Origin of the sequence: Carboxylicivirga taeanensis (assembly GCF_051851475.1) — a bacterium.
GTDB lineage: Bacteria > Bacteroidota > Bacteroidia > Bacteroidales > Marinilabiliaceae > Carboxylicivirga > Carboxylicivirga taeanensis.
In genome coordinates this window covers 36,773-49,099 of the sequence record NZ_JBPUSJ010000010.1, presented here as the reverse complement: position 1 = coordinate 49,099, position 12,327 = coordinate 36,773, and the positions used below count along the sequence as shown (strand labels likewise).

Here is a 12,327-nt window from a genome sequence, read left to right as displayed (position 1 = left end):
CCAAAAGCATGCTGTATTATCTTTTTGAATACCTGGAAAAAATGAATGTACCTGGAGCTGGCGTATTTCAGTATATTTCATTCCGTGCCGGGATGGCCATAATTGTGGCCTTATTAACGGGAACCATTTTCGGAAAAATGGCCATTAAATTGCTTCAGAGGCAGCAAATTGGTGAAGTTGTTCGTGATTTGGGACTGGAAGGACAGTACGCCAAAAAAGGAACCCCAACCATGGGTGGAATTATCATCATTGGTTCTATTCTCATTCCTGTATTATTGTTTAATAAGCTGGATAATATCTACATAATCCTTATGATCATAACCACCCTTTGGCTGGGAGCTATCGGGTTTATCGATGATTATATTAAAGTATTTAAAAAGGACAAAGAAGGTCTGGCGGGCCGCTTTAAAATTGCTGGTCAGATAGGTATTGGCCTGATTGTGGCCATTACACTTTTTTCCAGCAGCGATGTGGTGGTGCGCGAGAAAATACCTGGCGAAACCATTACCGTAGAGCTCGAAACAGGACAACAGGTGGAAAGGGCTGCAACACGTGAAGTGAAGTCTACTGTAACGAATGTTCCGTTTCTAAAAAACCATCAGTTTGATTATTCTTCAGTTCTTTGGTTCCTGGGTGATCAGGCTAAAAAGTGGGGCTGGCTGATATTTGCAGCAGCTGTTATCTTTATTATTACCGCCGTTTCAAATGGGGCTAATATTACCGATGGCCTCGATGGGCTGGCTACCGGAACGTCGGCGATCATTGGCATCACATTAGGTATTTTTGCCTACTTATCCAGTAATGTGATATATGCCGATTATCTGGATATACTCTATATTCCTCATTCGGAAGAACTGGTTGTGTTTATGGCTGCCTTTATAGGGGCTACTGTTGGATTTTTGTGGTACAACTCTTTCCCGGCGCAGGTTTTTATGGGCGATACAGGAAGTTTAACGTTGGGCGGTATCATTGCGGTATTTGCCATTTTGCTGCGCATTGAACTGTTAATTCCTATTCTGTGTGGTATCTTTTTGGTTGAAAATCTTTCGGTCATGATACAGGTATCCTGGTTTAAATACACGAAGAAAAAGTATGGTGTTGGTCGTCGGGTATTTAAAATGGCGCCTCTTCATCATCACTATCAAAAAATAGGCTATACCGAGTCAAAAATTGTGACTCGCTTCTGGATCATCGGAATTATTTTGGCAGTATTAACAATTGTAACTTTAAAAGTACGATAACAGTATGCAAAAACTGGTTGTATTAGGGGCTGGCGAAAGCGGTGTAGGTGCCGCACTATTAGCAAAGCAGCAAGGGTGGGATGTGTTTGTGTCTGATAGCGGCTCAATTGCATTACATTACCAGCGTGAGTTGGATGCAGCCGGCATCGATTGGGAAGAAGGCACCCATACGCTGGAGCTCATTTTTGCAGCCAGGGAAGTGGTGAAAAGCCCGGGGATACCCGACTCTATACCAATGATACAACAGTTACATACCCGGCAGATACCAGTTATCTCTGAAATAGAATTTGCATCACGTTATACAGAGTCCAAAACCATATGTATTACCGGAAGTAATGGAAAAACCACTACTACAATGTTGATTCATCACCTGCTTACACAAGCCGGGGTGAGTGTTGAAATGGCTGGTAATGTGGGCACAAGCTGGGCACGGCAGTTGGCCGAAGGGAAATGTCCCGAATGGTTTGTGCTTGAGTTAAGCAGCTTCCAGCTGGATGGCATGTTTCAGTTCCGGGCAGACATTGCGGTTCTGTTAAATATAACGCCCGATCATCTGGATCGTTACGATTATAAAATGCAGAATTACATCGATAGTAAGTTTCGGATAATTCAAAACCAAACAGAACAGGATGTGTTCGTCTATTGTCAGGACGATGAGGTGATTGTTAGTGAGTTGCAGAAACGCATTGTGCGTTCCGAACTGTTGCCTTTTACGCAAAAAGGTATCCTAAAACAAGGAGCTTACTCTACCATCGACGAATTAATTATTAACTATAACGATGAAACTATGAGCATCTTTTCTCAGGAATTATCGTTACATGGGCGCCATAATTTATACAATTCAATGGCAGCCGGAATTGTAGCCAAAGTATTACAAATCAGGAAGAAGTTAATTCGGGAAAGCCTTTCCAGCTTTAAGGGTGCAGCGCATCGCTTGGAGCGGGTGGCTGCAGTGAGGGGGATTGAGTTTATTAACGATTCGAAAGCAACCAATATTAATTCGGCCTGGTATGCGCTGGAGTGCATGACTAAACCGGTTATTTGGATAGCCGGTGGGGTGGATAAAGGAAACGATTATAATGAACTCATGCCGCTGGTTGAAGAAAAGGTAAAGGCTTTAATTTGTTTGGGAACAGATAATGATAAACTTCTGGCTGCCTTTAAAGAACGGGTTAAAATTATTAAAGAAACCCAATCGATGGAAGAGGCGGTTAAGCTGGCCTACAAACTCGGAAGAAAGAATGATGTGGTATTACTATCACCCGCGTGTGCCAGTTTTGATTTGTTTGATAACTATATACAAAGGGGCGATTTGTTTAAGGACAGTGTGCGCAACTTATAATACGTGAACATGAACGAGTTGTTGAAAAAATATATTAAAGGTGACCGGATAATCTGGTATGTCATCCTGCTCTTGTCGGTTTTTTCATGTTTGGTTGTCTATAGTGCTACTGGCAATCTGGCATTCAAACATCAGGATGGGAATTCGGTCTACTACCTGTTTCGCCATGCTAAATTCTTAATATTAGGTATTGGGATAATTGTAATGGTGCACCATATCGACTATAAGTGGTTTGCTCGCTTTGCCACTGTATTTTTATATTTCTCCATTGTATTGCTGGTCATTACGGCTATTTCAGGGGTTAGCTTAAATCAGGCAAGTCGCTGGCTTACAGTACCAGTGGTGGGGATATCCTTTCAGCCATCGGAGCTGGCAAAGCTTGCATTGATGATGTACATAGCTAAAGTGCTGGCACAATACCAGGCTAATGATCGAACGGCTGACGAAGCCTTCAAGCCTATCATGCTTCATGTGGCCATCGTATGCGGGCTTATTTTTAAAGATGACTTTTCAACAGCCGCTTTAATTGGACTAACCAGCTGGTTGGTGATGATGATTGGTCGGGTATCGTTCAGGTACTTATTCAGTACTGTTGCAGCAGTTGTGCTATTTGTAATGGTGGTTTTATGGCTGTCTGATTATGTTCCTTTTTTGCACCGGGCGAGCACCTGGAAAGGGCGAATCGAAAGATTCGTTGGCGATGAAGAGAAGGGAGGACAAGAGCTCGATTCAAGTGCCGATTATCAGTCGCAACGATCACAGATTGCCATTGCCACTGGTGGTGTATTTATGGGACGTGGACCAGGTAATAGTCAGCAACGATACTTTCTGCCTCACCCATACAGTGATTTTGTGTATGCAATTATCATCGAAGAATGGGGGATTCTCATCGGCGGGTTTTTAATCATGTTCGCCTATTTAATCTTGCTGTTTCGAGCAGGGGTTATTGTCAGGGCCAGCAGTCGCACATTTCCGGCTTTTCTGGTTATTGGATTGTCCACATTACTGGTGGTACAGGCCTTTATTAATATGGGTGTTGCTGTTGGTGTTTTGCCTGTAACAGGACAGCCCCTGCCCCTGGTTAGTATGGGAGGTACATCTACTTTGTTTACCTGCCTTGCCTTTGGAGCCATATTGAGTGTGAGTCGAAATAATTTGGAAGAAAAAGAGTTAGCTGTACAGCCCGAAAAAGAATAGATTATGAGCACATTAAAAGTGATAATTAGTGGCGGGGGAACCGGAGGGCATATTTTTCCTGCAATTGCTATTGCCAATTCAGTAAAAGAATTGCAGCCTGATGCCAAAATATTATTTGTAGGAGCATTGGGTAAGATGGAGATGGAAAAGGTGCCGGCGGCCGGGTATGCGATTGTTGGGTTACCAGTAGCTGGTTTTCACCGAAAGCTCACTTTACGTAACCTGGCCTTCCCATTTAAATTGCTTAACAGTCTGCTAAAGGCGCGTAAAGTTATTCGGCAGTTTAAGCCCGATGTGGCGGTAGGCGTAGGCGGTTATGCCAGTGGACCCGTTTTGCGGGTGGCTTCTCAAACTGGTGTTCCCAGCTTATTGCAGGAACAAAATTCCTTTCCAGGGGTGACCAATCGCTTATTGGCAAAAAAAGCAGCACGTATTTGTGTGGCCTATCAGGGCATGGAACGTTTTTTTACAAAGGAGAAAATTTTGATTACCGGCAATCCGGTTCGTAATGATCTCCTTAATTCCATTGACCGGGATACAGCTATTAACTTTTGGAATTTAGATCCGCAAAAAAAAGTGATACTTGTTATTGGGGGCAGTCTTGGGGCCCGATCAATCAATAACGGAATAATAGCAACCATTGACCATTTGCCTGCTGATGTGCAGATGATATGGCAAACGGGGCGCTTGTATTTTGACGAGATGAAGAACCGGTTGCCACAAGCAGTTGCCGAACGAGTGCTGGTAACTGATTTCATTGGACGGATGGACATGGCATTTGCAGCTGCTGATTTGGTGGTTTCGCGGGCCGGGGCAAGCTCAATTTCAGAATTGGCAATTTTGGGTAAGCCCACCATTTTTGTTCCTTCACCCAATGTATCGGAAGACCATCAAACGAAGAATGCAAAAGCGCTGGTCGATAAGGATGCTGCTGTGTTGTTGCCCGACGCTAGAGTAAATGAGTTGCTTGGAGAGGCTTCAGCTTTACTGGGTGAGTCAGCTAAGCTTCAGAATCTTTCTGAAAATATAAAGTTATTTGCCAAGCCAGATGCGGCAAGAACGATTGCGAATGAAGTTATAAAATTGGCACAAAAGAAGTAAGATGTTGCAATTGAAAGATATAAAGAGTGTTTATTTTGTAGGTGTTGGCGGCATCGGCATGAGTGCCTTGGCCCGTTTTTTCAAGTATGAAGGCTTGCACGTTGCCGGATACGACCGGGTAGCTACTGTTTTAACCAGGGAACTTGAGCACGAAGGTATTGATATTCATTATGAAGATGATATCACGCAGGTGGCCTTAAATTATCACGACAGGGAGTCGACACTGGTGGTTTATACACCGGCAATCCCCGAAACACATAAGGAGTTGACCTATTTCAGGGCTAAAAATTTCGATGTGAGAAAACGCGCGGCTGTGCTTGGGCTTATCTCCAAAGGGATGAATGGGGTATGTGTAGCTGGTACGCATGGTAAAACAACTATCTCATCGATGACTGCTCACCTGTATAAGCAATCGTCAGTAGGGTGTAGTGCCTTTTTAGGAGGGATTGTGAATAACTACAAGACTAATTTTCTGCATGATAAGCAGTCCAGATACGTCGTGCTTGAAGCCGATGAGTTTGACCGTTCATTTTTGCATCTGCACCCTCATCTTGCTCTCATATCGGCCATGGATGCCGATCATTTGGACATTTATGGGGATGCCGAACAAGTGAATGAGGCCTTTCTGGAATTTATTGAGAGGATAGAGTCGGGTGGCGTGCTGCTTTACAAGGCCGGATTACCAATTGAAGATGTTAATGACGAGATTGAACTGTTCTCCTATTCAATTGAGGAGGCTGCCGATTTTAGTGCGTTTAATATTAGGCTCGTCAATGGTCTGTATCATTTTGATATGAAGTCGCCATTTGGGACAATAAAAGGCTTTAAAATGGGTGTGCCGGGACTGGTGAATGTTGAAAATGCAGTCGGTGCTATTGGCTTGGCTTTGCTTGGTGGTGTAGAAGCCCATGAAATTAAAGCGGCCTTACCCACATTTGAAGGTATTCGTCGTCGCTTTCAGTACCGCATCAAGTCTGATAATTTGGTGTTTATTGATGATTATGCACACCATCCGGAAGAAATTAGAGCGACTCTAAAATCTGTAAAAGCGATGTATCCGGATAAAAAAATAACGACTATTTTTCAGCCGCATTTGTACACCCGAACGCGCGATTTCGCCACCGGGTTTGCTGAAGCTTTAGATGCCTGTGAACGGGTACTGTTAATGGATATTTATCCGGCACGTGAGGTGCCAATTGAAGGGGTAGATGCTGAGTTGATAAAAAAGTATATTAAGCAGGCAGAGGTGCAAGTGGTAAAGCGAGATGAGCTGTTTGAGACACTCATTAAGGGGAAATGTGAAGTGATTCTGACCCTTGGAGCTGGTGATATAGATAAGGAGGTGCCGCTTTTAGAAGAAAAATTAAGAGAGTTTATCAGCAATTATTAAACGTTTAGCAAATTGTTAATAAATATTAATCAATACTCGACTGATACTAGTCTGAAAAAGTTATATTTAAACAGGTCAAAAGCCTAGGTTACAAATGAAAGCTTGGAAAAATATATTGTTTGCAATAGTCATAGGAATTTACTTCCCTGTGACGCTCTCGTTTGTAGCTATCGATAAAAGTAGTGTGGTGTGTGGAGAAATCCTTCCCACTATTTGCGACAGTGTGGATAATAAGTTTATTTCGCCCGACGAAATCAAGGAAATTGTGCTGGAAAAGTATACCGGTGTGTTAGGGCGACCTATTAACGAAGTAAATTGCAATGAGATGGAGCTGTTTTTCAGCAAGCATCCGGCAATTGAAAGTTGCGAAGTATACCTCACCTATGGAGGAGCCCTGCACATTGATGTGACACAGCGCAAGCCTCTGGTGAGAGTTTTTGATGGGGATGACACTTATTATCTTGATTCAAATGGGAGACAGATGCCCTTGTTTAAAAGCCATACTGCCCACGTTTTGGTAGCAGGAGGGTTTATAAAGCGGTTGGAGTCCAAGGACGATCTGTTGTATTTGGCACGCACCATTAATGCGGATCCGTTTTGGAAAGCCCAAATTGAGCAGGTGTATGTGGAGCAGAATGGGGAAGTAACCATGGTGCCGCGAGTTGGAGATCATTTGATAGAGTTTGGTAGAGTGGATGATGTAGAAACGAAGTTTCGAAATCTAAAGGCACTCTACAAAAACGGGTGGGATTCGCGTGAATGGAATTTGTATAAAAAAGTAAGTTTAAAATATAAAGGACAAGTCGTTTGTACAAAAGGATAAGTGTTATGAACAACGAACCCAATATAATTGCCGCTATTGATATTGGAACCACAAAAATTGTGGCCATTGTAGGTCGTAAATTGGACAATGGTAAACTTCAGTTGCTCGGAATGGAACAAGTGCCATCAACCGGCGTGAAGAGAGGCGTTGTTCTGAATATAGACGAAACCGTAGCTTCAATAAAAAAGGCTATAGCAAGGGTTGAAGAAAAACTTGATATCCAACTGACGGATGTATACGTCGGTATTGCCGGTCAGCATATCAAAAGCCTGCGTAACCGCGGCTACCGCTTCATCGAGAGTGGTTTGGAAATCACACAGGAAGATGTGGATCACCTGTTTGATGATAATTATAAAATCCCGGTTGAGGCTGGTGAAAAAATTATGCACGTTATTCCGCAGGATTACATTGTGGATAATGAGATGGGGGTGAAAAATCCGGTGGGTATGTCAGGACGGCGACTCGAAGGGAATTTTCATATTGTCCTGGGGCGCATTGCCTCAGTTAAAAACATCGAAAAGTGCATGCGACGAGTGGCACTGCAATTGAACGACTTGATTCTGGAGCCCCTGGCTTCGTCCAAAAGTGTACTTACTGAAGAAGAAAAGGAAGCAGGTGTTGTATTGGTTGACATAGGTGGCGGAACAACTGATGTGGCTGTGTTCTATGATGGAATTATCCGGCATACTGCTGTTATTCCGTTCGGTGGCAATGTGATTACATCTGATATAAAAGAGGGATGTTCCGTACTTTACAAGCAGGCCGAAGCACTTAAAGTGCAGTTTGGATCTGCCATGGGGGATATCGCTCGTGAAGATATGGTGGTAACCATTCCGGGTATGTCAGGATGGGAGCCCAAAGAGATTTCTTTTAGAAGTCTGGCTTATATTATTCAGGCCAGAATGGAAGAAATTATCGATTACGTCATGTTTCAAATAGAAAATTCAGGCTGTTACGATAAGGTAGGTTCAGGAATCGTACTAACAGGAGGTGGTGCTTTACTGAAAAACCTGCCTCAGTTAATCAAATTCCGAACAGGCCTGGATGTGCGTATCGGATTACCCAACCAATGTCTGGAGGGCGAATTGCCGGCTGAGGCCAAGCAACCTAACTTCGCTACGAGTATAGGCTTGGTATTAAGTGCTATGGAGCGTCCTAAAAGAGCCCTGGTTGAACCCGAGCTTTTTGGCGATGTGGAACCTAACTGGGACGAGCAGCGCAAAGGGTCTGGTAAGCGCGAAAAGCCTAAAAAGGAAAAATCAAGCTACAAAACAGGCAACCTGTTTAGTGGCATTAAAAATGGATTAGTTAACATCTTCGATGAGAAGGATGTTGAAATGTAGAAGGTAAAACAGGACGGAAATGAGTGAAGAGTTGATGAGTTTTGAGATCCCACAATCCGAATCTTCCATTATTAAAGTGATTGGTGTCGGAGGTGGTGGAAGTAATGCCGTCAATTATATGTATGGCCTTGGTATTAAGGACGTAAACTTTGTAGTGTGTAATACCGATGCACAAGCTTTGGAAAGTAGTCCTGTACCTGTAAAAATACAACTTGGCGAGTCGTTAACCGAAGGGCGTGGGGCTGGTAACCGTCCCGATAGAGGACGAGAGTCGGCTATTGAAAACCTGGAGGATGTGGTGGAGGTGTTAAAGCAAAACACCAAGATGGTGTTTGTTACTGCCGGAATGGGCGGGGGCACCGGAACAGGGGCTGCACCCATTATCGCTAAAACGGCCAAAGAGATGGGGATTCTGACAGTTGGTATTGTCACTATCCCTTTTCGTTTTGAAGGAAAACTAAGAATTAGTCAGGCCCTGGATGGCATAGCTGAAATGGAAAAGAATGTTGATTCGTTGTTGATTATCAATAACGAGCGACTTCGGGAGATGTTTGGGGATTTAAAGCTGTCCAATGCTTTCTCAAAAGCCGATGATGTATTGGCTACCGCCGCCAAAGGGATAGCAGAAATAATTACTGTACATGGCTATATCAACGTCGATTTTGCTGATGTTGAGACGGTGATGAAAGATAGTGGGGTTGCGATTATGGGTTCGGCTTACGCAGAGGGCGAAACCAGGGCTATTGATGCAATTCAGGCCTCTTTGGAGTCGCCACTGTTAAACAATAACGAAATACGTGGAGCACGCAATATTTTATTGAACATTACTTCGGGAACGGAGGAAATTACCATGGATGAAGTGGGAGAAATCACTGACTATGTGCAGGAAGTGGTTGGTGATGACGCTTCAATCATTTGGGGAACGGGAAGTGATGAGTCACTGGGCAAGCAAGTGTGTGTTACAATTATTGCCACCGGGTTTGTGTCAGAGCAGCTCATTGAACACCGGGTAAAGAAAATGGAAGAAAAGGTAACCCGCTTCTCGCTGGATGAAGAAGGGCAAGTAACAACGGTTACAAACGATAGGAAAGGGATGGATTTCCGGATGGGAGATGAAGAAAAGGGGCGAATAGTTGATTTTGAAATGGAGGAGCGCAAGAAAGTGGAACGCATAAATTCCTTCTATCAACCCGTTGTCCCTCAAAGCCGAAAGTCTGAAGTTGACCACTATAATCCGGCGAACGATAACTTTATTGATGAAGGGTTTAGTACTGCAGGAGCTAGTTATTATAAGGCGCAGTTGAGTCAGGAGGAGATGGAGGATGAGCGGTATATCGAGCAGCTTGAGAACATACCTGCCTACAAGCGTCGGAAAATGGCTATTGAAAATCAGATGAATAAGCGCATCAGCCAGGAGCGAAAAGTCAGTCGCTTCTCATTGTCCGACGATCCGCGCAATGGGCCACAAATTAGTAAGGATAACCCTTATCTGCACGATAATGTGGATTGATATTCGAAATAGAACTAATAATTGATTTGAATAGATATATTATGAGTTTAGAGCAACAAATTAATAACGATATTAAAGAAGCCATGAAGGCGAAGGATCGTGTGCGCTTAGAGGCTTTAAGAGGTGTTAAAAAAGAGGTGATTGAGGCAAAAACCGCCAAAGGTGCTGCTGAAGAATTAGCGGATGCTGATGTTCTAAAAATAATTCAGAAGATGGTGAAGCAGCGTAAAGATGCGGCCGATTTGTACCAAACGCAAAACCGCGCTGATCTGGCTGAAAGTGAATTGGCAGAAGTAGAGGCTATTTCTGCTTATCTGCCTGCACAACTATCCCAGGAAGAGTTGGTACCACTTGTAAAGGCTATCATTGAAAATGTCGGTGCAACTTCTATGAAGGAGATGGGTAAAGTGATGGGCGTGGCATCAAAAGAGTTAGCTGGAAAAGCTGATGGTAAAGATATTTCTGCTGTAGTAAAGCAGTTACTAGGATAAGCACAACTCGAAAGAAACAGAAAGCCGGTACCTGTAGAATTGGGTGCCGGCTTTCTTGTTAGTATATGTGTTGCCTTATATCTGCTCAACAAGTAGCAGCAGCATAACCCAAAGGTAGAACGAGTTGAATAGAATAAACTGCTTTTTGAGTATTGATTGAGCAGCTGATTGGTGGACGCGGTAGGTGCTTACAAGGACCCAAATAATCATAAGCAGTACAGATACAGAAATAATAGTGCCAATGAGTTTCGAGGCGATGATGTGACAAGGCAACAGTAAAAGTGCTGACACCAGTGTAGCAATGGACCAGATCATATTTATTCTGAATAGTTGCTTGTTCGACAGGTAGTCGGTAATAACAGGGAATCCGGCCTTTTTGTACTGATTCTTGTACTTTATAACTAAGAGCCAGAAATGGGGCATTTGTCCGAGAAAAAAGAAGAACGCCAAAAAGTGAATGCGTTCATCAATGATGGAGCCTCCTGCTGCCACCCAACCGGCTACTGGTGGTATTGCGCCAACCAGGGCCCCCGGAAATACAGAAAAGGCTGTTTTTGCTTTTAGTGGTGTGTAAATGAGGTTGTACCACAAAAGCCCCATCCATCCCCAGAAAATGGCCTGACTATTAAAAAGGGATAAGAGCCAGGAACCCAAGGCGAGAAATAAAAGAATAATTACAACTGCTGTTTGGTATGAAAAGTGTCCTTTGGGAAGTGGGCGGCCACTGGTGCGCGACATTAAGCGATCGCGCGCAACTTCCTGCAATTGATTGATACCCGATGCCCCCGCAGACATAAAAAAGATGCCTAATGCAGCCAGCAAGCCTACGTTACTTACCACCCCTGAAAAAAGCGTGTATCCGGTGTAGGCGGTTACTGCCACAGGTAAAGAAATTGTGAACTTCCCGAGGGTGACGATATTTTTTAAGTGCTGAATCATTGGCCCGATAAGTATTTAAAATAGTCTAATAACTGCTGAAACTCCTCCTCGCTTACCTGATCTTTATAGGAAAGCATTAATCCTTTCTCGTAGCCTTTGACAACTTCAACATTGGGCTCATAAATGGAACGTCTGATGTAGTCTTCATCTGCCTTAACCTCATGCTCTTCGCCATCGATTAGCACCGTTCGTGTGCGGCCCATGATATTTTTGTAGGATGGACCAACCAGTTTTGTACCATCAGCTGTATGGCAGGCATTACAACCATATTTTCTGGTGATGCTACTACCAGTTTGTCGGGTGTCAACAATCGCATTATTATTAACGAGGGCCGTTGAATCAATACGTGTTAAAGCCTCAAATTCACTCGAAGGGATGACCTTAACCACCGACTTCATGTAGGAGTGGCGAAGTCCGCAGTATTCTGCACAAAAAATTTCATATTCCCCTTCGCGGCCTGATTCGAACCAAATATTCGTTTGTTTTCCCGGTACCATATCTTGTTTTACTCTAAATGCCGGGATGTACAAACTGTGAAGGACATCTAAGGCCACAAGGTCGAGGTTAACCGCCTGATCTTTGGGTACAAAAAGTGTATCGGTAATGAGGCCATTTTCGTACTGAAAGGTAAAACTCCACATGCGGGCAATTGTTTTAATGGGAATGGCATCTTCGGGTATATCTCTTTGAAATTTCCAGCCCGACCATCCGTAATAAAACATGGATACAACCAATATTGTAGGGATAATGGTCCAGATGATTTCCAGTTTATTGCTACCCTCAATGTGCGTGGCTTCCGCATTTTTGCTTTTTCGATACCTGATGATATAATAAATCATAAACGCGGTTATGCCAACAAGAAATAGCAAGGAGATGCTAAATATAAATACAAAGGCCGAGTCGACTTGCGACACAAAGCTGGAAGCATTATTTGTAGATTGTTCGTACAT

At 43.5% G+C, this 12,327-nt stretch carries 11 protein-coding genes; 9 read left to right on the top strand and 2 right to left on the bottom strand.

Annotated elements, in window-relative coordinates; translation table 11 throughout:
• Positions 1-8: 8 nt before the first annotated feature.
• From mraY to ACSX1H_RS14245, 9 genes are all read left to right on the top strand, one after another.
• Positions 9-1,241, top strand: coding sequence for a phospho-N-acetylmuramoyl-pentapeptide-transferase (gene mraY / locus ACSX1H_RS14285; protein ID WP_439184901.1), 1,233 nt, complete (start codon positions 9-11; stop codon positions 1,239-1,241).
• Positions 1,242-1,245: 4 nt separating this feature from the next.
• Positions 1,246-2,583 (top strand): UDP-N-acetylmuramoyl-L-alanine--D-glutamate ligase, encoded by a 1,338-nt coding sequence (murD, locus tag ACSX1H_RS14280; protein ID WP_439184900.1) that lies wholly within the window; start codon positions 1,246-1,248, stop codon positions 2,581-2,583.
• A 9-nt stretch (positions 2,584-2,592) separates the two neighbouring features.
• Positions 2,593-3,780, top strand: a complete 1,188-nt coding sequence (locus ACSX1H_RS14275) for an FtsW/RodA/SpoVE family cell cycle protein (protein ID WP_439184899.1) — start codon at positions 2,593-2,595, stop codon at positions 3,778-3,780.
• A 3-nt stretch (positions 3,781-3,783) separates the two neighbouring features.
• On the top strand, positions 3,784-4,881 hold the full coding sequence (murG, locus tag ACSX1H_RS14270; protein ID WP_439184898.1) for an undecaprenyldiphospho-muramoylpentapeptide beta-N-acetylglucosaminyltransferase: 1,098 nt from the start codon (positions 3,784-3,786) through the stop codon (positions 4,879-4,881).
• 1 nt (position 4,882) lies between these two features.
• Positions 4,883-6,271, top strand: a complete 1,389-nt coding sequence (gene murC, locus ACSX1H_RS14265) for a UDP-N-acetylmuramate--L-alanine ligase (RefSeq protein WP_439184897.1) — start codon at positions 4,883-4,885, stop codon at positions 6,269-6,271.
• 94 nt (positions 6,272-6,365) lie between these two features.
• Positions 6,366-7,094 carry a cell division protein FtsQ/DivIB gene (locus ACSX1H_RS14260; protein ID WP_439184896.1) on the top strand — a complete coding sequence of 243 codons (729 nt, stop codon included), beginning with the start codon at positions 6,366-6,368 and terminating at the stop codon, positions 7,092-7,094.
• 5 nt (positions 7,095-7,099) lie between these two features.
• Entirely contained in the window at positions 7,100-8,437 is a 1,338-nt protein-coding gene (ftsA, locus tag ACSX1H_RS14255) for a cell division protein FtsA (protein ID WP_439184895.1), read from the top strand.
• Positions 8,438-8,456: 19 nt separating this feature from the next.
• The gene (gene ftsZ, locus ACSX1H_RS14250) at positions 8,457-9,947 is read left to right on the top strand and encodes a cell division protein FtsZ (RefSeq protein WP_439184894.1); all 1,491 of its coding nucleotides are present in this window, start codon (positions 8,457-8,459) and stop codon (positions 9,945-9,947) included.
• Between the two features lie 41 nt (positions 9,948-9,988).
• Complete coding sequence (locus ACSX1H_RS14245) at positions 9,989-10,438, top strand: GatB/YqeY domain-containing protein (protein WP_439184893.1); 450 nt, start codon at positions 9,989-9,991, stop codon at positions 10,436-10,438.
• A gap of 75 nt (positions 10,439-10,513) precedes the next feature.
• On the opposite strand, the gene ACSX1H_RS14240 is transcribed toward ACSX1H_RS14245, so the two are convergent.
• Positions 10,514-11,377, bottom strand: coding sequence for a protoheme IX farnesyltransferase (locus ACSX1H_RS14240; protein ID WP_439184891.1), 864 nt, complete (start codon positions 11,375-11,377; stop codon positions 10,514-10,516).
• Positions 11,374-12,327, bottom strand: a complete 954-nt coding sequence (coxB, locus tag ACSX1H_RS14235) for a cytochrome c oxidase subunit II (RefSeq protein ID WP_439184890.1) — start codon at positions 12,325-12,327, stop codon at positions 11,374-11,376. Before coxB ends, ACSX1H_RS14240 begins: the two co-directional genes overlap by 4 nt.

Bases quoted from the DNA above. Each gene is read 5' to 3' on its own strand.
- ACSX1H_RS14275 (WP_439184899.1), top strand. From the start codon at position 2,593: ATGAACGAGTTGTTGAAAAAATATATTAAAGGTGACCGGATAATCTGG.
- coxB (WP_439184890.1), bottom strand. From the start codon at position 12,327: ATGTACGAACAATCTACAAATAATGCTTCCAGCTTTGTGTCGCAAGTC.
- ftsZ (WP_439184894.1), top strand. From the start codon at position 8,457: ATGAGTGAAGAGTTGATGAGTTTTGAGATCCCACAATCCGAATCTTCC.
- ftsA (WP_439184895.1), top strand. From the start codon at position 7,100: ATGAACAACGAACCCAATATAATTGCCGCTATTGATATTGGAACCACA.
- mraY (WP_439184901.1), top strand. From the start codon at position 9: ATGCTGTATTATCTTTTTGAATACCTGGAAAAAATGAATGTACCTGGA.
- murG (WP_439184898.1), top strand. From the start codon at position 3,784: ATGAGCACATTAAAAGTGATAATTAGTGGCGGGGGAACCGGAGGGCAT.
- ACSX1H_RS14240 (WP_439184891.1), bottom strand. From the start codon at position 11,377: ATGATTCAGCACTTAAAAAATATCGTCACCCTCGGGAAGTTCACAATT.
- murC (WP_439184897.1), top strand. From the start codon at position 4,883: ATGTTGCAATTGAAAGATATAAAGAGTGTTTATTTTGTAGGTGTTGGC.
- ACSX1H_RS14245 (WP_439184893.1), top strand. From the start codon at position 9,989: ATGAGTTTAGAGCAACAAATTAATAACGATATTAAAGAAGCCATGAAG.
- ACSX1H_RS14260 (WP_439184896.1), top strand. From the start codon at position 6,366: ATGAAAGCTTGGAAAAATATATTGTTTGCAATAGTCATAGGAATTTAC.
- murD (WP_439184900.1), top strand. From the start codon at position 1,246: ATGCAAAAACTGGTTGTATTAGGGGCTGGCGAAAGCGGTGTAGGTGCC.